Below are 22,179 nucleotides of genomic sequence, written 5' to 3'. Positions count from 1 at the left end.
TCTCCCACGACAGGCGTGACAACCCCTCCCGTCACCCGCCGACGGGAAGTAGGGTCGAGCACGACGGCAGACGCACGACGACGGACGCAACGAGAGGCAGTGCCTGTGGGCAAAGTGGTACTCGTGACGGGGGTGTCGCGATACGTCGGGGGCGTGCTCGCGCGTCGGCTGGTGGCCGACCCGTCGGTCGAGCGGGTCATCGGGGTGGATGTCATCCCACCGCCGCGCGACCTCGGTGGAGCGGAGTTCATCCGCGCCGACATCCGCAACCCGATGATCGGCAAGGTCATCGCGCAGGGCGACGTTGACACCGTGGTCCACGCCAACGTCATCGCCACGCCGACCTTCGCCGGGGGCCGGACCCCCCAGAAGGAGATCAACGTCATCGGCACGATGCAGCTGCTCGCCGCGTGCCAGAAGGCGGCGACGGTGAAGCGACTCGTCGTGAAGTCCACAGCAGCCGTCTATGGCTCGACGCCTCGGGACCCGGCGATGTTCACCGAGGAGATGTCGGCCAAGCGGCTTCCGTCCTCGGGGTTCGGCAAGGACTCGATCGAGGTCGAGGGCTACGTCCGCGGCTTCGCCCGGCGACGACCCGACACCGACATCCTCATGCTCCGGTTCGCCAACATCATCGGCCCGCGGATCCGCACGTCGATCACGGACTACTTCAACCTGCCCGTCATTCCGATCCCGCTCGGCTACGACGCCCGGCTCCAGTTCTTCCACGAGGACGACGCCATCGCGGCCCTCGTCCGTGGCGTCACCGGGTCGGCGACCGGTGTCGTCAACCTCGCGGGCGACGGCGTCCTCACGGCACTCCAGGCCGCAGCGATCGTGCGCCGCCCCTTCGTCATGGTCCCCATGGCCGCGGCCGGTCCGATCGGGAGCCTCGGCAAGAAGTTCGGCCTGCTCGACTTCAGCCCTGACCAGATGTCGTTCATGGCCTACGGGCGCGGGATGGACACCACGGCGATGCGCGAGTCGTTCGGATTCAACCCGTCGTTCTCGACGCGGGCGGCCTTCGAGGACTACGCCCGCACCGTCACGCCGGTCGTGCCCTCGTTCGACGCGGTCAGCGGTGTCCTCGGCGGCGTCGTCGGGGCAGCCCAGCAGGTTCTCGGCCGTCCCACGCGAGGGAAGCACTGATGGCGACCACCAAGTCCAACACCCCGAACCCGACCCCCAGGAAGAAGGCACCGGTCGCGTCCAAACGGTCGTCGGCCGCGAAGAGCGTCGCGAAGAAGGCCACGACCCGGAAGTCCGCGAAGCCGTCCACGCTGGCCGCCGGCGCCGCTCGCGCCTCGGGGGAGCGCGCCCGGCGCCGCTCCACCCCGCTGCTGTCGACTGCGGCAGCGCCCGAGGCGACCATGCCCGCGACGTCGAAGAAGGCCGCCGAGCGACCCGCCGCCCGGAACGCCGCGTCGGCAGCGTCGCAGTCCGCGCGCAAGTCCGCGCCGAAGTCCGCCCCGAAGTCCGCGACCAGGGCAACCCCGCGGGCGGACGTGCCCGCACCGGTCCCCGGCACGAAGCGCGCCGCCCATCGTCCGCGGCCCACCGCCCGCGCGAAGGCCTCGTCCAAGGCGAGTGCGCAGGCCGGCATACGTCCTCAGAGTCCGCGAGCGAAGCGCGCGGCGGACGAGGCCGCGCGGCGCCATCTCCGTGTGGCCGCCCCACCGGAGCCGACGCCACGCACGCCGTCCCCCGACCCGACGGCAACGCAGACCGACATGTCCCTGCCGGTGCCGGGCATCGAGGAGTTGCTCAGCGCCTCGATCGCGGCGATGCGCATCGCCGCGCAGGGCGCCGGCATCTCGCCGGAGGACGTCGAGCACAAGATCGCCGCGGTCCTTGCCTACGTGCGCCGACGGATCGAGGGCGACTACTCGGTCGACGAGTTCGGCTACGACGAGCATTTCGCCGAGAACGTCGTCTTCCCGATGCTTCGCCCGATCTATCGCAAGTGGTTCCGGGTCGAGGTCCGCGGCCTCGAGAACATCCCCGACGAGGGTGGCGCGCTCATCGTGAGCAACCACTCCGGCACCGTCGCGATCGACTCGCTCATGGTGGCCCAGGCCGTCCACGACGAGCACCCGAAGCACCGGGTCATGCGAGCCCTGGGCGCAGACCTCGTCTTCCAGACACCGGTCCTCGGCGCGTTCGCACGTCGAGGTGGGTCGACCCTCGCCACGACCCACGACGTCGACCGGCTCTTCCAGAAGGGCGAGCTCGTGGGGGTCTTCCCCGAGGGTTTCAAGGGGGTGGGCAAGCCGTTCAAGGAGCGCTACAAGCTGCAGCGATTCGGTCGCGGTGGGTTCGTCGCGGCCGCGCTCAAGGCGGGCGTGCCGATCATCCCGACGTCGGTCGTCGGTGCCGAGGAGATCGCCCCGATCATCGGCAACATGTCGACGATTGCGCGCCTCTTCGGTCTGCCCTATGCCCCGATCACGCCGACCTTCCCCCTGCTGGGCCCGCTCGGTCTCATCCCGCTGCCCTCCAAGTGGATCATCGAGTTCGGCGCGCCGATCGAGACCGCCTCCCACGGAGCAGCCGCCGCCGACGACCCCATGCTCGTCTTCGACCTCACCGACCAGGTGCGCGAGACGATCCAGCAGACGCTCTACTCGCTGCTCATGCAGCGCCGCTCGGTCTTCTTCTGACAGGCGATCCCGTATGCCGTCCGCCCCAGTCCCACAGCCCGCCCCCGAACCGCGCGTCCTCCTCATCGGCAAACCCGGCTGTCACCTCTGCGACGACGCCCGCGCGATCATTGCGGCCGTCACCGCAGACCTGGGCGAGTCCTTCGAGGAGGTGTCGATCCTCGACCACCCCGACCTCATGGCCAAGTACGCCGAGGAGATCCCCGTGACCTTCGTCGACGGCCGCCAGCACGACTTCTGGCGAGTCAACGAAGCCCGCCTGAGAGCAGCCCTGGCAAACCCGCGCCCGTAGGACTCCGCGCGGAAGGTGACCGAGCGGAGCGATGGGTGTGCCGTTCGCCGCTGGAAGGCGACCTGGCGGAGCGACGGGTGTGCCGTTCGCCGCTGGCTGGGCCTGGCGGGAGCATGGAGCGCGCTCAGCGCGCGGAGTGCGGATGGACCTGCGGCGAATGGCATATCCGGCGCGCAGCGCAGACGGAACGGGAGCGGACGGCATACAAGGGGGTCTCGGCACGGAGCGGAAGCGGTTTCGCAGCGCGCTTTTACCAGACCGTGATGTGGGCCTTGTCTCGGGGTCCCATCCGCGACTTTGTGCATGGCTTCACAAATGCGTAGTCTGACTGGCGCATCACACCTTCTGTGAAGAGGAGTCGAAGGCCACGTGTCCGCCGATGTCGCAGCCCGACGGGGGATCCCCGACGCATCAGTGGCGCGACTTCCGGGGTACCTTCAGGCCCTCACGAGCCTCGCTGAGCGGGGCATCAGCAGCGTCAGCTCCGAGGAGCTCGCGGCGGCGGCAGGCGTGAGCTCGGCGAAGCTCCGCAAGGACCTCTCTCACCTCGGCTCCTACGGCGTGCGGGGTGTCGGCTACGAGGTCGACCGGCTCGCCTACGAGATCTCGACGGCGCTCGGCCTGACCCAGAACTGGCCCGTGGCCATTGTTGGGATGGGCAACCTCGGTCGCGCGCTCGCGTCCTACAGCGGATTCGAGACGCGTGGCTTCAACGTCATCGCGCTGCTCGACCGAGATGAGTCGGTCGTGGGCAATGCGGTGGGCGACCTACCCATCCGGCCGATGGCTGACCTCGGAGCTCTTGTCCGCGAGGACCATCTCGCGATCGGTGTCATCGCGACTCCCGCAGACTCGGCGCAGGACGTCGCCGACCACCTCGTGCGTGCGGGCGTCCGCTCGATCCTCAACTTCGCGCCCTGCGTCCTGGACGTCCCGGCCGACGTCATGGTCCGCAAGGTCGACATGGCGACCGAGCTGCAGATCCTCGCGTTCCACGAGCAGCGTCGCACCGGCGAGCTGGACCTCGCGGCCAGCGACGACGTCGAGGGGGTTGCGCTGTGAGCCTGCTCGTCCTCGGACTCTCTCACCACGGTGCGCCACTCGAGTTGCTCGAGGCAGCCTCCCTCGACTCTGGGGCTCGCGGTCGCCTCGAGAGCGCCATCGTCGGCTCCGAGCACGTCGTCGAGTCGGTCGTCGTCTCGACCTGCAACCGCACCGAGGTCTATGCCGAGGGCCTGACCTTCCACGGCGCCCTGACCGACGTGTCCGAAGCCCTCGCGGCAGCGACCGGGGTCCCGCTCGCCGACCTGCAGCCGCACCTCTACGTCCACTACGAGGACCGGGGCATCGCGCACGCGTTCTCGGTGGCCTCCGGACTCGACTCCATGGCCGTCGGTGAGGCCCAGATCCTCGGTCAGCTGCGCGACTCGCTGTCGCGTGCCCAGCGTCGTGGCCATGTCGGTCCGGCGCTCAACGCCCTTCTGCAGCAGGCGCTTCGGGTCGGAAAGCGCGTGCACACCGAGACGGCCATCGACGACGTGAGCCGTTCCCTGGTCGGTGCCGGGCTCGCCGCTGCGCAGGAGGTCCTCGGCTCGATCCACGACGCTGAGGTTCTTGTCATCGGTGCTGGCGGCATGGGCGCGCTTGCCGCCTCGACGGCGAGCCAGGTCGGCGTCGCCTCCGTGACCGTCATCAACCGCGGCGCGACGCGCGCGGAACGCCTGGCCGAGCGAGTGGGCGGGACGTCCCGACCATGGGGAGAGCGCAGCGAGGCGCTCTCGGACGCCGACATCATCATCTCCAGCACCGGGGCCACCGGTGTCGTCGTCACCGCCAGCGACGCTGCTGCCGCCGCACAGTCCCGTGACGGGCGCCCACAGGTCTACATCGACCTCGCCCTGCCCCACGACATCGACCTCGCGGTCGGAGACCTTGACACAGCCACGCGGGTCGGGCTCGGTGAGTTGGGCGAACTGCTCAGCCACGCCGGTGAGGTCCCCCAGGTGAGTGAAGCCCGCGACATCGTCACGGCTGAGGTCGCCGCATACCTCACCGAGCGGTCCGCAGAGGCAGTGGCACCAACCGTGGCTGCGCTGCGTTCACGTGCCCAGGACGTGGTCGATGACGAGATGCGCCGCCTCGGCCGCCGCACCCCCGACCTCACGGACCACGACCGCGCCGAGGTCGAGCGCGCCGTTCACCGCATCGTCGAGAAGCTCCTTCACGCACCGACCGTGCGCGTCAAGGAGATGGCGCAGTCTGGCCAGGGTGGCAGCTACGCCAAGGCGCTCAGTGAGCTGTTCGACCTCGACCCGCGGGAGGTGTCGGTCGTGTCGACCCCACCGGCGCTGCCCTCGATCGACGACGAGGAGGTCGGCTCATGACCCTCCGACTCGGCACGCGCCGCTCGGCGCTCGCGACGACCCAGTCGTCGTGGGTGGCCGATCAGTTGCGCGCCCTGGGCCACGACGTCGAACTCGTCGAGATCACCACTGAGGGCGATCGGGACCAGTCGACGCCGCTGGCTTCGCTCGGTGGCACCGGCGTGTTCGTCTCGGCACTGCGCGACGCGCTGCGCGAGGGAACTGTCGACCTGGCCGTGCACTCGCTCAAGGACCTGCCGACGACGCCCGAGGACGACCTCGTCGTCGCCGCCATCCCCGTGCGTGAGGACCCCCGCGACGCTCTCGTGGCGCGCGACGGGCTCACGTTGGGTGAACTGCCCGCCGGCTCCACCGTCGGGACAGGCTCGCCGCGTCGGCGCGCTCAGCTCGAGGCGCTCGGCCTGGGTCTCGACGTCCGCGGACTGCGCGGCAATGTCGACACCCGACTCGGCAAGGTCACGAGCGGAGACCTCGACGCGGTGATCCTGGCCTATGCCGGGTTGTCGCGACTGGGACGCACCGCCGTCGTCACCGAGGTCATCGACCCGATCCAGATGCTTCCGGCCCCTGGTCAGGGCGCACTCGCCGTGGAGGTCCGCGTCGACGACGCGGCCACGCGTGACGCTGTCATGGCTCTCGAGGACGCGGACACCCGTGCCTGCGTCCTCGCCGAGCGCGCGGTCCTCGCCGAGCTCGAGGCGGGCTGCTCGGCGCCCGTTGGAGCCCTCGCCGAGATCGTGCTCGGTGACGCGGGTGACGAACTCTCCCTGCGTGCGGTCGTGGGCAGCCCCGACGGTGCCGGCGACCTCCGCCGCTCCGTCACGGGCAGCCCGGCCGACGCCGACAGCCTGGGCCGCGCGCTGGCCCGAACCCTGCTCGAGGACGGCGCGGCCGACCTCGCGCCCCTGCGCACGACCGAGAACGTCAGCACCACCGAGAACGTCAGCACCACCCAGAACGTCCACACCATCTCCACCGTCCACACCGAACGCCACGGAGCGTGACCAGTGAGCACCACCCGCTCGAGCCGACCCACCACGACCGCACGCACCCCCGCCCGGGTCGCCTTTGTCGGCGCCGGACCCGGTGATGCCGGGCTCATGACTGTGCGTGCGCTCGAGTACCTCCAAGAGGCCGACGCCGTCGTCATCGACCAGGTCGCCCGCGAGGGCGTCGTCGAGCGTCACGCGCGCGCAGACGTCGACGTCATCGACGCCGGTCACGGCGAGCACGGCACCCCGCTGACGCACGCGTCGCGCGCCAAGCTCGTCGTCAAGGCAGCCAAGGCCCACCCGCGCGGCCTCGTCGTGCGTCTCATGGATGGCGACCCGGCCACCTTCAACGGACTCGCCGAGGAGGCGGCGGCCTGCGTCAAGGCCGGGATCCAGTTCGAGGTCGTCCCGGGCGTGAGCTCGGTGAGTGCCGTGCCGACCTATGCCGGTGTGCCGCTCACGACGACCCATTCGCGCGGAATCCACGTGATCACCGCCGGCGAGAAGCTCAAGGACCTCGCCGTGGCCACGGACAAGTCGGTCACCGTCGTCGTCCTGGGCCAGCCCGAGACGTTGGTGGGCACCCTCGAGGCGCTGCGCGAAGCCGGACGCCCCGACGAGACGCCGGTGGCCATCACCGAGCGCGGCACCACGGTCCAGCAGGTCACTGTCACCACGACCCTCGGCGAGGTCGCCAAGGCGGCCAAGTCGATGCAGTTCCCGGCGCTCGCCGTCGTGGGCGACAACGTGAACCTCCGCGACACCCTGTCGTGGTTCGAGACCAAGCCGCTCTTCGGCTGGAACGTCCTCGTCCCGCGGACCAAGGACCAGTCGGGCTCCATGGTCCGGCGTCTCGAGCGCTTTGGCGCGGAGGCGCTGACCGTTCCGACGATCTCGGTCGAGCCGCCGCGCACGCCGCAGCAGATCGAGCGCGCGATCAAGGGCCTGGTCACCGGCCGCTACGAGTGGGTCGGCTTCACCTCGGTCAACGCGGTCAAGGCGATCCGCGAGAAGTTCGAGGAGTTCGGTCTCGACGCCCGCTCGTTCGCGGGACTCAAGATTGCCGCTGTCGGTGGCGTGACCGCCGACGCGCTGCGGGCCTGGGGCATCAACCCCGACCTCGTCCCAGAGGGCGAGCAGTCGGCCCAGGGGCTCCTCGACGAGTGGCCGCCCTTCGACGACCTGCTCGACCCGATCAACCGGGTCTTCCTGCCGCGCGCGGACATCGCGACCGAGACGCTCGTCGCGGGGCTCCAGGAGATGGGCTGGGAGGTCGACGACGTCACGGCCTACCGGACCGTCCGGGCAGCTCCTCCGGCGGCAGAGATTCGCGACTCGATCAAGAGCGGCAACTTCGACGCCGTGGTCTTCACGTCGAGCTCCACGGTGCGCAACCTCGTCGGCATCGCCGGCAAGCCGCACCCGTCGACGGTCATCGCCTGCATCGGCCCGGCCACGGCGAAGACCGCGGAGGAGTGTGGCCTGCGGGTCGACGTCCTGGCGCCGGAGCCCTCGGCGGACCACCTCGTCGATGCCCTCGCCGACCACGGTCGCGCACTGGCGCTCGCTGCGGCGGAGGCCGGCACGACCGCTGTGCGGCCGAGCCAGAAGCGGCCCGCCGCTCGTCGTCGCGCCAAGTGACGGGAGGCGAGCGCGTGAGCCCCGCCCTTCCGGTGCGACCGCGCCGCCTCCGTCAGACCGCGGCCGTTCGTCGCCTCGTCGCGCAGACGCGCCTGCACCCCGCCGATCTCGTCCTGCCCGTCTTCGTGCGGGAGGGCATTGACGAACCGCAGCCGATCGAGGCCATGCCCGGCGTCGTCCAGCACACGATGGACTCCCTCGTGGCCGAGGCGCATCGCTGCGTCGAGGCAGGCCTTGGCGGAATGATGATCTTCGGGGTGCCCGAGGACGACGCCAAGGACGCTACGGGCTCGGGTGCGGATGCCGAGGACGGCGTCCTCAACGTGGCTCTGCGGGCGGTGCGCGATGCGGTGGGTGACGACCTCGTCGTCATGGCCGACCTGTGCCTCGACGAGTTCACCGACCACGGTCACTGTGGCGTGCTCGACGCGGCAGGCCGGGTGGACAACGACGCCACCCTCGATCGCTACGCCTCGATGGGGCTCGCGCAGGCTCGCGCCGGCGCCCACGTCCTCGGGCTGAGCGGGATGATGGACGGTCAGGTCGGATATGTGCGCCAGGCGCTCGACGAGGCCGGCTTCACCGACACGATCCTTCTCGCGTATGCCGTCAAGTACACCTCAGCGCTCTACGGCCCGTTCCGGGAGGCGGTGGAGTCGTCCCTGGAAGGCGACCGAGCGGCATACCAGCAGGATCCTGCGAACGCGACCGAAGCGGTCCGGGAGCTCGAGCTCGATCTCGCCGAGGGCGCCGACATCGTCATGGTCAAGCCGGCCCAGACCCACCTCGACATCATCGCGATGGCCGCCGAGGTGTCCACGGTGCCGGTTGCGGCCTACCAGATCTCGGGGGAGTACTCCCAGATCAAGGCGGCTGCCGAGCGCGGCTGGATCGACGGCGACCGCGCCGTGCTCGAGTCCCTGCTGCACATCAAGCGGGCGGGTGCGCAGATCATCCTGACCTACAGCGCCCTCGACGTCGCGAACCTCATCTGATTGCCCGTCTGGGACGTCGTCATCGGCGCAGAGCGCCTCACCGTTGTCCCAGACGGGCAATCAGTTGAGCAAAACAAGAGCGCCCGCGCGACTGACCGGAGGGGGAGGGTCAGCGCGCGGGCGCCGTTCAGGGGGTGCTGGCTCAGGCCTGCTTGGCGAGCTGCACGTCGATGTTGAGCGTGATCTTGTCGGAGACGAGCACGCCGCCGCCCTCGAGCGCGGCGTTCCAGTTGAGGTCCCAGTCCTTGCGGTTGACCGTGGCGGTGGCCTCGAAGCCGGCCTTGGTGTTGCCCCACGGGTCCTGGCCGACGCCGCCGAAGTCGACGTCGAACGTGACGGGCTTGGTGACGTCCTTGATGGTGAGGTCGCCGGTGAGCTTCTCGCCGTCGAAGGAGGTGGACTTGAAGGTCATCGTCGGGAACTGCTCGACGTCGAAGAAGTCGGCGCTCTTGAGGTGACCGTCACGGTCGGCGCTGCCAGTCTCGACGGAGGCCGTCTGGGCCGTCACGTCGACGACGGACTTCGTGATGTCCTCGGCGATCTCGACGGTGCCGGTGACGTCCTTGAAGTAGCCGCGGACCTTGCTCACCATGAGGTGGCGGGCCACGAAGCCGACCTCGGTGTGCGAAGAGTCGATCGCCCAGGTGCCGGCGGGAAGCTGGGTCTGGATGGCGGTGGTGCTCATGTCTGCGAACTCCTTGTGAGGGTGGGGGTCGTGCCTTTCAGATCGTTCAACCACAGACTATTAGTAGATATTTCAACTTCTTTCCTCGTGGGCCGTGATCCGCGTCACACTCACAGGCTGGGGGCAGCCTCAGGTGTTCATCCGGCGTTCGCTAGTGTTCCTGCCGTGGCCAACGCAGACACCCCAGCGACGCGCTGGCTGTCCCATGACGAGCAACTTGCCTGGCGGGCCTACCTGCGCGCACATCGCGAGCTCCAGGTCGCACTGGACCGGGATCTGACTGGCTCCGGCCTCAGCCTCCCCGAGTACGAACTGCTCTCGATGCTCTCCGAGCAGGAGGGCGACCGTGCGCGCATGTCGGTGCTCGCCGACCTCGTCGTCCAGAGTCGTAGCCGGGTCACCCACACCGCCAAGCGTCTCGAGGACCGTGGCTGGGTGCGGCGCGAGCCGACGCCCGAGGACGGTCGCGGCGTGGCCCTGTCGCTCACGGCCGAGGGTCGCCGGACGATCGAGAGCGCGGCTCCGACCCACGTCGAATCCGTGCGCACCCACTTCATCGATCTCCTCAGCACAGAGCAGGTCTCGGCGCTCTATGACATGTTCGCCGTGGTGCGAGAGCACCTCGTCCCCGGCACCCGGCCGGACGACGAGGTCCGCTGAGACCGACCCCATCCAGGGTGAGGAGCAGGGGGCCGCTCTGACGGGTCATGCCCAGGCGTGACAATGGGCGCATGACGTCCAGCCCCTCGCCCGCTGCACCAGCCGCCTCTGACGCCCCCGCGTCCGCAGCCCTTCTCGAACGAGCCACCCGGATCATCCCCGGCGGTGTGAACTCGCCGGTGCGCGCGTTCCGTGCGGTGGGCGGGACCCCGCGGTTCATCGCGTCGGCGGAGGGGCCGTGGCTCACCGACGTTGATGGTCGTCGCTACGTCGACCTGCTCTGCTCGTGGGGGCCGATGATCCTGGGCCACGCCCACCCCGACGTGCTCGAGGCCGTTCGGACTGCGGCAGCCAAGGGCTTCTCCTTCGGCACGCCGAGCGAGAACGAGGTGCTGCTCGCCGAGGAGATCGTCCGGCGGATCGAGCCGGTCGAGCAGGTCCGTCTCGTCTCGTCCGGCACCGAGGCCACCATGAGCGCAGTGCGCCTCGCGCGAGGTGTCACGGGTCGCGCGGTGATCGTGAAGTTCGCCGGGTGCTACCACGGCCACGTCGACGCCCTCCTTGCCGCGGCCGGCTCTGGCGTCGCGACCCTGGCCCTGCCCGACTCCGCCGGCGTGCCGTCCGAGATGACGGCCGACACGATCGTCCTGCCCTACAACGACGTCGCGGCCCTCGAGGCCACCTTCGCGGCTCGCGGCAGCGAAATCGCGGCAGTCATCACCGAGGCCGCCGCCGGCAACATGGGCGTCGTCCCGCCGGCGCCCGGCTTCACCGAGGCCATGCGTCGCATCACCCACGAGCACGGCGCGCTGCTCATCTCGGACGAGGTCATGACCGGCTTCCGCTGCAGCTCGGCGGGGTGGTTCGGTCTCGAGGGCCCGTATGCCGTCGGGGCACCTGACATCTTCACCTTCGGCAAGGTCATGGGTGGCGGCTTCCCGGCGGCCGCCTTCGGTGCCAGCGCCGAGATCATGGGCCACCTCGCGCCCCTCGGCCCCGTCTACCAGGCCGGCACCCTCAGCGGGAACCCGGTCGCCACCGCCGCGGGGCTGGCCACGCTCAAGGGCTGCACCGACGACCTCTACCCGCGACTCGAGGCGACCGCGCGCACCATCGCCGACGCCGCCAGCTCGGCGCTGACCGCCGAGGGCGTGGCCCACACGGTCCAGTGGGCCGGTTCGATGTTCTCGATCTTCTTCCGGGAGGCCGCCGTCACGAACTATGACGAGGCACGCGATCAGGACACCACGGCATACGGTCGCTTCTTCCATTCCATGCTCGAGTCGGGAGTGCACCTGCCGCCGAGCGCGTTCGAGGCCTGGTTCGTCAGTGGCGCCCACGACGATGAGGCGATCGGTCAGGTTGTCGACGCTCTCCCCGCAGCCGCCAGGTCCGCAGCGCAAGCCGGTTGAGCGGGCGCTCAGGTTCGTTTGCGACAATCGGGACCATGACGCCGCCCGACCCGACCGCCGTGCGCACGGTCGTGCACCTCGTGCGGCACGGTGAGGTCCACAATCCCGACCGCATCCTCTATGGGCGCCTGCCCGAGTTCCACCTCTCGGAACTCGGCCGCGAGATGGCGGATCTTGTCGCGAACCACCTCGCCGACCACGACATCACCCACGTCATCTCCAGCCCGCTCGAGCGGGCCCGTGAGACTGCGGCGCCCATCGCGGCGGCGCACGACCTCGAGATCGACCTCGACCCGCGGGCGCTCGAGGCCGAGAACGCCTTCGAGGGACGTGCTGTCGCCGGCGGCAAGGGCATCTTCCGCGACCCCAAGATGTGGAAGCTCATGATCAACCCGATGCGCCCGTCGTGGGGTGAGCCCTACGTGCAGCTCGCCGAGCGGATGCAGGCGGCCGTCGACGACGCCCGTGAGAAGGCTCGTGGTCACGAGGCCGTCATCGTGTCGCACCAGGCGCCGATCTGGATGCTGCGTCTGGCCATCGAGGGGCGCCGCTTCGTGCACGACCCGCGCAAGCGCGAGTGCTCACTTGCCTCCCTGACCTCGCTCACCTATCGCGGGGACGAGCTCGAGTCGCTCGCCTACAGCGAGCCGGCGGCTGCCTTGCTGCCGATGGCCCAGTCCGGAGCCGGTGCATGACCCGTCGAACCACTCGGTATGCCGTGTCGCGCCGCAGTGCCCTTGCCCTCACCTCTGTCGCTGCTCTCGTCGCGCTCGGAGCGTGTTCCTCGGATCCCAACTCCATTGCGGAGCAGGCCAAGAAGGGCGACCAGAAGGGCTACATCGCCGGCAACGGGGCGATCGAGCAGATCCCGGCAGACAAGCGACTGGACCCGGTCACCCTGGAGGGCACGACCCTCGACGGTGAGACGTGGTCGAGCGAGTCGGCCCGAGGCAAGGACGTCGTCGTCGTCAACCTCTGGGGCTCGTGGTGCCCGCCGTGCATCGAGGAGATCCCGGACCTCGAGAAGGTCTGGACCGATGTGCAGGCCGCCAAGAAGCCGGTCCAGTTCATGGGGATCGACTTCCGGGAGTCGCCCGAGCGGGGTCGGGCGTTCGTCGAGACCCAGAAGATGACGTACCCCAGCCTCACCGACGAGTCGGGTGTGCTCATCCTCGCCTTCGGTCGGCAGGCCCCGACGTCGCCGCCGTCCACCCTCGTCCTCGACCGTGAGGGCCGGGTCGCGGCCCGTGCGAGCGGTGTCGTCACCGCGGCGACGTTGCAGGGCCTCATCGACGACGTGCTGAAGTCCTGATCGGCGCGTCGAACCCACACTCATGTCAGACCAGATCGCTTCCGGAGCCCTGCCGCTTGCCGTCCTCGTGGCGGCGCTCGCCGGGCTCGTGTCCTTCGCGTCGCCGTGCGTGCTGCCGCTCGTGCCGGGCTTCCTCGGCTACGTCACCGGCCTGAGCGACACGGCGCTGGAGCAGCGTTCACGCGGTCGCATGGTGCTGGGTGCGGTGCTGTTCGTGCTCGGGTTCGCCGTGGTGTTCATCCTGCTGTCGATCTTCATCGGCACGCTGGGCCGGAGCCTGGCCGTGCACCGCGAGACGCTCATGCGCGTGGGCGGCGTCATCGTCATCCTCATGGGGCTGCTCTTCCTCGGACTCGGGTCCCAGCGTCAGTTGGCGCCGTCCTGGCGCCCCCGAGCCGGCTTGCTGGGGGCGCCGCTTCTGGGCGCCGTCTTCGGCCTCGGGTGGGCGCCCTGCACGGGACCGACGCTCGCGGCCGTGCTCACCCTCTCGGCGTCGGTGACCGACCCCAGCACCGGTCGCGCCGTGACCCTCGCGACGGCCTATGCCCTCGGTCTTGGGCTGCCGTTCATCCTCGCCGCCGCCGGGATCGAGCGGTTCGGTCGCGTCTCGGCCTGGGTCCGCAGGCACCACCGCGTGATCCAGTTCCTGGGCGGAGGGCTCCTCATCGTGGTGGGTCTGCTCCTTGTCACCGGCGTGTGGGAGTCGCTCACCCGCTGGCTGCAGGTCGAGTTCATCAACGGGTTCGTGGTGCCGATCTGATGAGCCTGTCGACCCAGCCCAAGGACCCCCGCAACGAGCGCGACGACGTCACCCAGCCGACGCTGGGGCCGCTGGGCCTGCTGCGCTTCGCGTGGCGCCAGCTCACGTCCATGCGGACGGCGCTCTTCCTGTTGCTGCTCCTCGCGATTGCCGCGTTGCCCGGATCGATCTTCCCGCAGCGTTCCATCGACGCCGTCCGCACGACCGATTGGATCGCCCGACACGAGACGGCCGGCCCGATCCTCGACCGTCTCGGTTTCTTCGAGGTCTATGCCTCGCCCTGGTTCGCGGCCATCTACATCCTGCTCTTCGTCTCGCTCGTCGGTTGTGTCCTCCCACGGTCCAAGGTCCACTGGAGGGCGATGCGGGCGCAGCCTCCTCGTGCGCCGAAACGGTTGGAGCGACTGGCCGCCCACGACTCCGTCGAGGTCGACGGCACCCCTGACGAGGTGCTGGAGCGGGTCCGCGGCGCACTCAAGAGCGGCCGCTTCCGGACCCACTCCCACGACGCGACGACCGTGTCGGCCGAGAAGGGCTACCTCAAGGAGACCGGCAACCTCGCCTTCCACCTCGCCCTGATCGGCGTCATCGTCGGCATGGCGTGGGGGCACCTGCTCGGCTGGAAGGGCGACGTGATCATTCCCGTCGGGCAGACCTTCGCCAACACAGTGGCGCGCTACGACACGATCAGCCCGGGCCCCCTCGTCGATGTCTCCGAGTTCGAGCCGTTCTCGATGACGCTCACCGACTTCGACGCCCAGTTCGAGACCGACGTCAAGGGCAAAGGCCAGTTCGGATCGCCACGGGACTTCACGGCATACGTCGATTTCACGAAGGAACCCGGCGCGGAACCGGAGAAGAAGGTCATCCGCGTCAACGGACCGCTCGAGACCGGCGGCGGCACGGCCTTCCTCCTCGGCAACGGCTACGCGCCGCACATCACCGTCAAGGACGCCAACGGCAAGGTCACCTATTCCGAGTCGACGCCGTTCCTCGCACAGGACAACTTCTATACGTCGGTCGGTGCCATCAAGGTCGCCGGGGCGGGTCCGGTGGGCAAGCAACTCGGGTTCGCAGGGCTCTTCCTGCCGACGGCCGTGCTCGACGACCAGGGTCCACGCTCGGTCTTCCCAGACATGCTTGAGCCTGCGCTCGCACTGTCGGCGTTCGAGGGCGACCTCTTCCCGGGCGGGCGTCCGCAGTCGGTCTACTCGCTCAACACCTCCGAGATGACCCAGCTCAAGAACAAGGAGGGGAGCGATCTCCTCCGCATCTGGCTCACGCCCGGCCAGACCTACACCCTCCCCGGCGGGCAGGGGTCGATCACCTTCGACGGGGTCGACCGCTTCGCCGGAATCTCGATCCGCAGCGACCCCGGCAAGGAGCTCACGCTCGTGTCGTCGTTGGTGGCGCTGCTCGGGCTGATCCTGTCCTTGACCATCCGCCGGCGCCGGGTCTTCGTGCGGGTTGCGCCCGCGGCGGAGGAGGGCCGTACCGTAGTGAGCATCGGCGGCCTGGCCAAGGACGACGACGAGGGCATGGGCGATGAGCTCGATGACGTCCTCACGCGACTGAAGGAACGACGCACGTGACCCACGAGACCCTGGCGACCTACGCCAACCTGAGCCTCTACTCCGCGATGGCGGTCCTCACGCTGTCCATGCTCGGGTATGCCGGCTACTTGGCCGGGTGGCTCCCCGCCCGTGACGATGTGGCCGAGTCCGCAGACGTGGCCGACCGCGCACTGGTCGCCGCTGGCGGTGGCTCGTCGCTGGGGGAGGCGGCCTCTTCGCTGTCTGCCGAAGTGCCCGGGACGGTGGAACCGGAAGTGCCCCTGCGTGCCCGCAAGGCCGGCGGCGTCGCCCAGACCTTCGCGATCCTCGGCACGGTGCTGCTCGCGGTGTCGGCGGCGTTGCGCGGGTTGTCCGTGGAGCGGTGGCCGCTGGGCAACATGTTCGAGTTCGGCGTCGCCTCCGCCCTGTTCACGATGCTCGTGTTCGTGCTGTGGGGCCTGCGCCGTGACCTGCGCTGGCTCGGCGTCTTCGTGGTCGCGCCGGTTCTGATCCTGCTCGGGCTCGCCAACACGGTCTGGTACACCGAGGCGGCCGAACTCATGCCGTCACTGAAGAGCATCTGGCTCGTCATCCACGTCACGGTGGCCACGATCTCCGTGGGGCTCTTCGCCGTCGGGTTCGTCGTGGCGCTGCTCTACCTCGCCCAGGACCGATTCGGGTCGGAGCGGGGTGTGTGGCGGGTGCTGCGGGCGCTGCCCGAGGGGCGCGTTCTCGAGCGGCTGACCTACGGGCTGCACATCATCTCCTTCCCCCTGTGGACGTTCACCCTCATCGCCGGCGCCATCTGGGCCCGTCAGGCCTGGGGTTCCTACTGGAACTGGGACCCCAAGGAGGTCTGGACCTTCATCATCTGGGTCGTCTACGCGGCGTATCTTCACGCGCGGGTGACCCGTGGGTGGCGGCGGCAGTCGGCGACCTGGATCGCGGTGGCCGGCTTCGCCTGCATCATCATCAACTACGCCGTCGTGAACGTGTACTTCGTCGGCCAGCACTCCTACTCGGGACTCTGAGGGACTCTTCGACATGGCGATGGTTCGTTATCTCATCCTGCGCACGCTGATCTTCGTCGGCTGCCTGGCCGCGACGTGGCTGCTCGGTCTGCGTGACCGTGAGGAGCAGTTGCTCGCAGTGGTCATCGCCGCTGTCGCGTCGCTGATCATCTCGGCCATCGTGCTCAAGCCGTTCCGCCAGCAGGCCTCAGCTGCGATCGCGGGCCGGGTCGACGAGCGGATCGAGCGCAAGCGTGAGGCCGCCGGACGCAGCGACGAGGCCGCCGAGGACGCCGAGATCGACCGGCCGGGCGGGCGCGCTGCTTCTGGCCCGGGCAACGCCTCGGGCGACGCGCCGGAGAGCGACTCCGACTTCCGCTGAGCTCGTCTGAGCTGCAGTCGAGGTAGTAAGAAACGCCGTACCCGTCGACCTGGGGACGGCGTTTCCTACTACCTCGACAGTCCGACGTGACCGAATCGGGTTCAGGCGAGGGCGCGGGCGATGAGGACGCCGACCAGGACGGTCACGGCATAGACGAGCTCGTACTTCCCCGTCGCACCCAGCACCGGGACGAGCCGACGTCCCTCCCCGCCGTTCATGACGAGTTGGATGGCACGCCAGATGGCGGCCACGGAGAGCAGGCCCACGAGCGCCCAGACCTCCCAGATTGCCATGACACCCACGGCGAGCACGCTGACGACGATGAGGCCGAGCCACAGGTAGCGGGTGCCGCGGTCGCCGAGGCGCACGGCCAGCGTCTGCTTGCCCGAGGTCGTGTCGGTGGGAATGTCGCGCAGGTTGTTGACGACGAGAATCGCGGACGCGATCGCGCCGACGCCGACTGCGGCGGCGAGCCCGAACCACGTCACGGCGCCGGTCTGTGCATAGAGCGTGCCGAGGGTCGCCACGAGCCCGAAGAAGACGAAGACGAAGACCTCACCGAGGCCGCGGTAGCCGTAGGGGTTGTCGCCCCCGGTGTACTTCCACCCTGCCCAGATCGACGCGAGGCCGATGGGCAGCAGGATCCACGCCTCGGCCAGCGCCACGAGAGCCAGACCGGCGATGGCGCCGAAGCCGAAGGACAGGAACGCAGCGGCCTTGACGTTCTTGGGATCGGCCAGTTGCTGCCCCACGAGACGGACGGGCCCGACGCGTGAGTCATCAGTCCCGCGGATGCCGTCGGAGTAGTCGTTGGCGTAGTTCACCCCGACCTGCAGCGCCAGCGCGACGACAGCGGCCAACACCGCGATCGCGTAGTCGGGGTCGGAGTGCTGTGTGGCTGCGGCGGTCCCGATGACGACGGGGGCGATGGCAGCGAAGAGGGTGCGTGGGCGCGCACCGGCGACCCACTCTTGGTACGTGGCCATGGGCGTTGGTGCCTAGAGTCCTTTGAGGAAGTCGGGGTCGTCATCGGGGCCGCGCGGCATCGGGCGGCGTGGCGGCGGCGGGCTAGCCTTGGGGCGGCCGGCGAAGAGCCACGCGACTGACCCGGCGAACGGGAACAGCAGGATGACGAAGACCCACACGAGCTTGGGCAGGCCCCGGACGCGGTGCTCGTCGCTCTGGATGCAGTCGACGACGCAGTAGATCGACAACGCAACAGCGATGAGCACGGGCAGGAAACGGAGCACGTGCCTATTCTCCCACGGTCGTGAAGAGCGCTTTCACCGCGACACGGTCCGGCTTCCCGGGCCCGCGGCTGGGGATCGCCTCGACCTCCAGGAGCGCTCGGGGAAGGGCGTGTTTCGCGAGTATGCCGTCCAACTGGCGGCGCAGGTCGCTCACCGTGAGTGGGTGGTTGGGGCGCGATGCAGTCCGGACGAGGGCGACTGCGACGGCCTCGCCCCACTCCGGGTCGGGGATGCCGACGGCGACCGCCTCGGCGATGCCCTCGAGACGCGTGACGGCTTCCTCCACGAGGCGCGGGGCGACCTTGAGCCCGCCGGTGTTGATGAGGTCGTCAATGCGTCCGTCGACGTGGAGGAGCCCGTCCTCGTCAAGGTGCCCGATGTCGTCGGTCCGGAACACCTCTGGCTCGGGGAACGCCGCGCGGGTGCGGTCGGGGTCGCCGAGGTAGCCGTGGGCGATGGTCGGACCGCTCAGGTGGATTCGGCCGTCGCTGTCGAACGACACGCTCGTGCCGTCGAGGGGGCTGCCGGAGTAGACGCACCCGCCAGCGGTCTCGCTCATCCCGTAGGTCGTGACGGCCGTGACGCCGGCATCGGCCGCGCGGCTGAGGAGGTCGGGGTGCGTGGCGGCACCGCCAATGAGGACGCCGGTGAAGCGCCCGAGGCGTTCGGTCGCGTCGGGGTCGCCGAGCAGCCGAACGAGTTGGGTCGGAACGACGGAGACGTATGCCGTCCGCTCACCTCCCGCTCCACCGGCCCGACTCGGCGCGGTCCACATCTCGTCGACCGCGCTGGTGAACGCCGCAGGTGTGAAGCCGTCACTGGTGTCCATGACGTGCGGCGTGGTGCCCGCGACAAGGGACCGGAGCAGCACTTGGAGCCCGGCGATGTGGTGGGCAGGCATCGTGAGGAGCCACTGACCAGGACCGCCGAGGCGTGAATGGGTGGCGTCGATGCTGCTCCTGAGGTTGCCCGCCGTGAGCATCGCCCGCTTCGGCGTGCCCGTCGAACCCGATGTCCCGACAACGACGGCGAGGTCTTCGGGGACGTCGGTGGACTCAAGCACGTCGTGAGGTATGAGGTCCGGGGGAGGGGAGCCCACGGCATACGGGGCAATGGGGTGACCACCCTCGAGGGCGAGCGCGAGACGCGGGAGGATCTCGAGAACGCGCGGGCCCGTCGGCACGGCGAGCGGTTCGATCCTCATGCGGCAACTCTAGGCAGCGCGCGCGATCGTGAGGATGATGGGCGGATGGACCCCGAGTTCGCGGCATACCTGGACAAGTTGCGGGCTCACCGTGCCGAGCTGGGTGAGTCGATGGCGGCACTCGACGCGGCCCTCGCGCTACCCGTGGGGTTGGGGGCGTTGTGGCGGCGGCGGGTGCGGGCGGCGTTGACCGAGTTGGAGCACGACCTTCGGGACCACCGTTCGCTGACCGAAGCTCCGGGTGGGTTGTATGCCGACGCGGTCGCGCGGGCTCCCCGGCTGGCGTCGGTCGCAAAGGTCCAGATGGACGAGCACCTGGATTTCGTCGAGGTCGTGCAGCGGTTGTTGGGAGAGCGCGAGGCGGGGCTTGAGAGCGCGGAAGCCGTTGCGGCACACCGGGAAGCAGCGACGGCCCTGGTCGGGCGGATCATTCGACACCGTCAGCGTGGGGCGGACCTGATCTATGAGGCCTACGAGGTCGACATCGGCGGCTCCGGCTGATCGCCGAGCGAGCGTCTGCCATGGACAGTAGGTTTGCGGCATGCTGCAGGGGCCGCCGGAGAGGGACACGTGCCGTGATGTGATCCTGCCTGCGCTCGCGAAGGTGGGATGGGCGGACGAACTCATTCGGCCGGAGTACCCCGTGACGGCTATGCGAGTGGTGTCGGGCAGCGGTGTTGAGCGGGAGCTCGGAGCAGGTCGCGTCGACTACGTCCTCGAGGTCGTGTCTGGCCTCCCAGTTGCGGTCGTGGAAGCCAAGCGGGCCTACCGATCCGCCGCGGATGGAGTGCAGCAGGCGGTGCGCTACGCAGAGCAACTCGACGTCCCGATTGCCTACGCGAGCAACGGGAAGGAGATCATCGAGCGCGATCTTCTGGCAGGCACGGAGCGCGTCGTTGACTCGTTCATGACGCCCGCCGAGGCCTGGAGCCGGTACGCGAGTGCCCATGGTCTCGACAAGGATGGAGCGGAACTGCTGCAGCAGCCGTTCAACCGGATCAAGCGCACGGCATCTGGCGACGTCATTGAACCCCGGTGGTACCAGACGGTGGCGGTTCATCGCGTGCTGTCCGCGATCGCGCGGGGCGAGCGTCGCATTCTGCTGCTCATGGCGACTGGCACGGGCAAGACGTTCACGGCGATGCAGTTGGTCCAGAAGTTGCGCGCCCACGCGCGGATCGTCAACCCCGGGCGCAACCACAGGGTGCTCTACCTCGCCGATCGCGATGCTCTCGTTGAACAGCCGAGGCGCAAGGACTTCACGGTGGCGTTCGGAGCCGATCCGCTGTGGCGGGTCGCGGGTGGTGCCAACCGTTCCCGGGAGATCTACTTCGCGACCTATCAAGCCCTGGCCGGTGGTGACGATGAGGGGAAGCTCTTCCGGGACTACCCGTCGGACTTCTTCGACGTTGTCATCGTTGATGAATGCCACCGCGGTAGCGCAGCCGAGAACTCGTCGTGGCGTCAGATCCTTGAGCACTTCGACTCTGCCGTTCAGGTCGGGCTGACCGCAACGCCAAAGCAGGGCGACACCGTCGACACCTTCAGATATTTCGGTGAACCGGTCTTCACCTATTCCCTGCGCCAGGGGATCGAGGACGGCTTCCTCGCGCCCTATCGAGTGCGGCGAGTCTTGCTCAGCCCGGACACCGAAGGGTGGGAACCGGATCCGGGACAGCTCGACCGCTTCGGTCGGGAGATTCCCGAGGGGCGCTACTCCACTCGAGACTTCGAGCGAGTCGTTCGCCTGCTGATGCGGACGGACCTGGTCGCGTCGTTCCTGTCGAGGATTCTGAGACGGGACCCGACCGCAAGGATGATCATCTTCTGCGTCGATCAGCAGCACGCCGACGACATGCGCCGAGCCATGGTCAACGCGAATCCCACTCTCGTGGCGGCGGATCCGGAGTGGGTGGTGCGCATCGTCGGCGCGGAGGGTGAGAAGGTCCGCCTTCTCGAGGCCTTCTCGGATCCCGAACGGACTTCGCCCGTCGTCGCAACGACATCACGGCTGCTGTCGACCGGTGTTGACATCGAGGACCTCAAGTACGTCGTGCTGTTCCGACCGGTGGGGTCGGCGGTCGAGTTCAAGCAGATCATCGGGCGTGGAACTCGCCTGTACCCGGACAAGGGCAAGGCGTCCTTCGAGATCGTCGACTTTGTCGGTGCGACCAGCCACTTCGCCGATCCGGACTTCGACGGCTTCCCTTCGTGGGTCGTTGACAACACCGAGGACGATGACCCGGGCGCTGAAGACGAGGACACCGGGGGCGATCCGACCGACCCGTCGCCGTCGACCGTCGCCGACCCTGCGCCGCCATTCACGGTGACGGATCCCGTAGGCGAGGACGAGGTGTCCCCTCCGGATGGGGCAGGACACCAGAGGCCCGAGAAGCTCACGGTGGACGATGGGCACTTCTTTGTGGTTGCCGAGGCCGTCCAGGTCCCCGACACGTCCACGGGCAAGCTGGTCCTCACGGAGTACGGCGAGTATGTGGCCGGGCGGGTGCGCCAGCTGGCCAGCGGTCCACACGCTTTGGCGGACCGCTGGGCGCGACAGCCTTCTCGGCAAGAGGTGCTCGCTGAGCTCAAGGCGGCCGACATCGACCTCTCCGACCTCAGCCCCACGGGAGAGGATGGGGTCGATCCGCTGGACGTCCTCATGCAGGTGGCCTGGAACGTGCCTGCGCGGACCCGTGCCGAGAGAGTGCGGCGTGCTCGCGAGGCCCACCACGTCGACATGGAGGCACGGTCCGAGACAGCGCGAGCCGTGCTGAACGCACTTCTTGATCGGTATGCCGTCCATGGCGTTGACGAGATCACCTCGCCGGAGGTGGTGCGCCTGCCACCGATCTCCGACCTGGGTTCGCCCCGTGACATCGTGAGCACGCTGGGTGGAGGTGTCACGCTGGGCTCTGTCATCAACGAGGTTCAGGAGTGGATCTACTCTGACAAATCTGTATCTTGACGGAACTGAATCCCGTAAA

The 22,179-nt window shown here is 69.0% G+C and carries 22 protein-coding genes; 18 read left to right on the top strand and 4 right to left on the bottom strand.

The window, feature by feature from the left end; translation table 11 throughout:
- Positions 1–123: 123 nt before the first annotated feature.
- The 8 genes from N802_RS06325 to hemB all read left to right on the top strand — a co-directional run bounded on the left by N802_RS06325 (position 124) and on the right by hemB (position 8,964).
- A complete protein-coding gene (locus N802_RS06325) occupies positions 124–1,149 on the top strand; it encodes an NAD-dependent epimerase/dehydratase family protein (RefSeq protein WP_245613843.1) in 1,026 nt (341 codons plus the stop codon).
- A complete protein-coding gene (locus tag N802_RS20595) occupies positions 1,149–2,660 on the top strand; it encodes a lysophospholipid acyltransferase family protein (RefSeq protein ID WP_052109492.1) in 1,512 nt (503 codons plus the stop codon). The genes N802_RS06325 and N802_RS20595 overlap by 1 nt, the downstream gene beginning before the upstream one ends.
- Before the next feature lie 13 nt (positions 2,661–2,673).
- Entirely contained in the window at positions 2,674–2,952 is a 279-nt protein-coding gene (locus N802_RS06310) for a glutaredoxin family protein (protein ID WP_035913717.1), read from the top strand.
- Between the two features lie 369 nt (positions 2,953–3,321).
- On the top strand, positions 3,322–4,014 hold the full coding sequence (locus N802_RS06305) for a redox-sensing transcriptional repressor Rex (protein WP_035913715.1): 693 nt from the start codon (positions 3,322–3,324) through the stop codon (positions 4,012–4,014).
- Positions 4,011–5,336 (top strand): glutamyl-tRNA reductase, encoded by a 1,326-nt coding sequence (locus tag N802_RS06300; RefSeq protein ID WP_035913712.1) that lies wholly within the window; start codon positions 4,011–4,013, stop codon positions 5,334–5,336. The genes N802_RS06305 and N802_RS06300 overlap by 4 nt, the downstream gene beginning before the upstream one ends.
- A complete protein-coding gene (gene hemC, locus N802_RS06295) occupies positions 5,333–6,340 on the top strand; it encodes a hydroxymethylbilane synthase (RefSeq protein ID WP_035913709.1) in 1,008 nt (335 codons plus the stop codon). Before N802_RS06300 ends, hemC begins: the two co-directional genes overlap by 4 nt.
- Before the next feature lie 3 nt (positions 6,341–6,343).
- Positions 6,344–7,969: a bifunctional uroporphyrinogen-III C-methyltransferase/uroporphyrinogen-III synthase gene (locus N802_RS06290; RefSeq protein ID WP_035913708.1), complete on the top strand. Its 1,626-nt coding sequence runs from the start codon at positions 6,344–6,346 to the stop codon at positions 7,967–7,969.
- Positions 7,970–7,983: 14 nt separating this feature from the next.
- Positions 7,984–8,964 carry a porphobilinogen synthase gene (gene hemB, locus N802_RS06285; protein WP_052109515.1) on the top strand — a complete coding sequence of 327 codons (981 nt, stop codon included), beginning with the start codon at positions 7,984–7,986 and terminating at the stop codon, positions 8,962–8,964.
- A 142-nt stretch (positions 8,965–9,106) separates the two neighbouring features.
- On the opposite strand, the gene N802_RS06280 is transcribed toward hemB, so the two are convergent.
- Positions 9,107–9,649 carry a YceI family protein gene (locus N802_RS06280; protein ID WP_052109490.1) on the bottom strand — a complete coding sequence of 181 codons (543 nt, stop codon included), beginning with the start codon at positions 9,647–9,649 and terminating at the stop codon, positions 9,107–9,109.
- A gap of 165 nt (positions 9,650–9,814) precedes the next feature.
- On the opposite strand from N802_RS06280, the gene N802_RS06275 reads away from it, so the two are divergent.
- From N802_RS06275 to N802_RS06240, 8 genes are all read left to right on the top strand, one after another.
- The gene (locus N802_RS06275) at positions 9,815–10,309 is read left to right on the top strand and encodes a MarR family winged helix-turn-helix transcriptional regulator (RefSeq protein ID WP_035913705.1); all 495 of its coding nucleotides are present in this window, start codon (positions 9,815–9,817) and stop codon (positions 10,307–10,309) included.
- A gap of 71 nt (positions 10,310–10,380) precedes the next feature.
- On the top strand, positions 10,381–11,721 hold the full coding sequence (gene hemL / locus N802_RS06270) for a glutamate-1-semialdehyde 2,1-aminomutase (protein ID WP_035913882.1): 1,341 nt from the start codon (positions 10,381–10,383) through the stop codon (positions 11,719–11,721).
- 35 nt (positions 11,722–11,756) lie between these two features.
- Positions 11,757–12,416: a histidine phosphatase family protein gene (locus N802_RS06265; protein WP_035913703.1), complete on the top strand. Its 660-nt coding sequence runs from the start codon at positions 11,757–11,759 to the stop codon at positions 12,414–12,416.
- The gene (locus N802_RS06260; RefSeq protein ID WP_084071913.1) at positions 12,413–13,033 is read left to right on the top strand and encodes a TlpA family protein disulfide reductase; all 621 of its coding nucleotides are present in this window, start codon (positions 12,413–12,415) and stop codon (positions 13,031–13,033) included. Before N802_RS06265 ends, N802_RS06260 begins: the two co-directional genes overlap by 4 nt.
- A gap of 22 nt (positions 13,034–13,055) precedes the next feature.
- Positions 13,056–13,793 carry a cytochrome c biogenesis CcdA family protein gene (locus N802_RS06255; protein ID WP_035913701.1) on the top strand — a complete coding sequence of 246 codons (738 nt, stop codon included), beginning with the start codon at positions 13,056–13,058 and terminating at the stop codon, positions 13,791–13,793.
- On the top strand, positions 13,793–15,385 hold the full coding sequence (gene resB / locus N802_RS06250; RefSeq protein ID WP_035913698.1) for a cytochrome c biogenesis protein ResB: 1,593 nt from the start codon (positions 13,793–13,795) through the stop codon (positions 15,383–15,385). The genes N802_RS06255 and resB overlap by 1 nt, the downstream gene beginning before the upstream one ends.
- On the top strand, positions 15,382–16,377 hold the full coding sequence (gene ccsB / locus N802_RS06245; RefSeq protein ID WP_035913695.1) for a c-type cytochrome biogenesis protein CcsB: 996 nt from the start codon (positions 15,382–15,384) through the stop codon (positions 16,375–16,377). Before resB ends, ccsB begins: the two co-directional genes overlap by 4 nt.
- A gap of 13 nt (positions 16,378–16,390) precedes the next feature.
- Positions 16,391–16,738 (top strand): DUF4229 domain-containing protein, encoded by a 348-nt coding sequence (locus N802_RS06240; RefSeq protein ID WP_052109488.1) that lies wholly within the window; start codon positions 16,391–16,393, stop codon positions 16,736–16,738.
- A 101-nt stretch (positions 16,739–16,839) separates the two neighbouring features.
- Here N802_RS06240 and N802_RS06235 read toward each other — a convergent pair whose 3' ends face one another.
- The 3 genes from N802_RS06235 to menE are packed head-to-tail and all read right to left on the bottom strand — an operon-like array spanning position 16,840 to position 19,192.
- Positions 16,840–17,724, bottom strand: a complete 885-nt coding sequence (locus N802_RS06235; protein WP_035913692.1) for a 1,4-dihydroxy-2-naphthoate polyprenyltransferase — start codon at positions 17,722–17,724, stop codon at positions 16,840–16,842.
- Positions 17,725–17,736: 12 nt separating this feature from the next.
- Complete coding sequence (locus N802_RS06230; RefSeq protein WP_035913688.1) at positions 17,737–17,988, bottom strand: PLDc N-terminal domain-containing protein; 252 nt, start codon at positions 17,986–17,988, stop codon at positions 17,737–17,739.
- 4 nt (positions 17,989–17,992) lie between these two features.
- A complete protein-coding gene (gene menE / locus N802_RS06225) occupies positions 17,993–19,192 on the bottom strand; it encodes an o-succinylbenzoate--CoA ligase (RefSeq protein WP_035913685.1) in 1,200 nt (399 codons plus the stop codon).
- Between the two features lie 45 nt (positions 19,193–19,237).
- Between menE and N802_RS06220 the strand changes: the two genes are divergently transcribed.
- Together N802_RS06220 and hsdR are read left to right on the top strand one after the other, a co-directional pair.
- A complete protein-coding gene (locus tag N802_RS06220; protein ID WP_035913681.1) occupies positions 19,238–19,693 on the top strand; it encodes a hypothetical protein in 456 nt (151 codons plus the stop codon).
- Positions 19,694–19,733: 40 nt separating this feature from the next.
- On the top strand, positions 19,734–22,160 hold the full coding sequence (gene hsdR, locus N802_RS06215; RefSeq protein ID WP_035913680.1) for an EcoAI/FtnUII family type I restriction enzme subunit R: 2,427 nt from the start codon (positions 19,734–19,736) through the stop codon (positions 22,158–22,160).
- Positions 22,161–22,179: the final 19 nt, after the last annotated feature.

Source organism: Knoellia sinensis KCTC 19936, from assembly GCF_000768705.1.
Lineage (GTDB): Bacteria > Actinomycetota > Actinomycetes > Actinomycetales > Dermatophilaceae > Knoellia > Knoellia sinensis.
The sequence above is the reverse complement of the archived record's forward strand: the minus strand, read 5'-3'. Positions and strand labels throughout refer to the sequence as shown.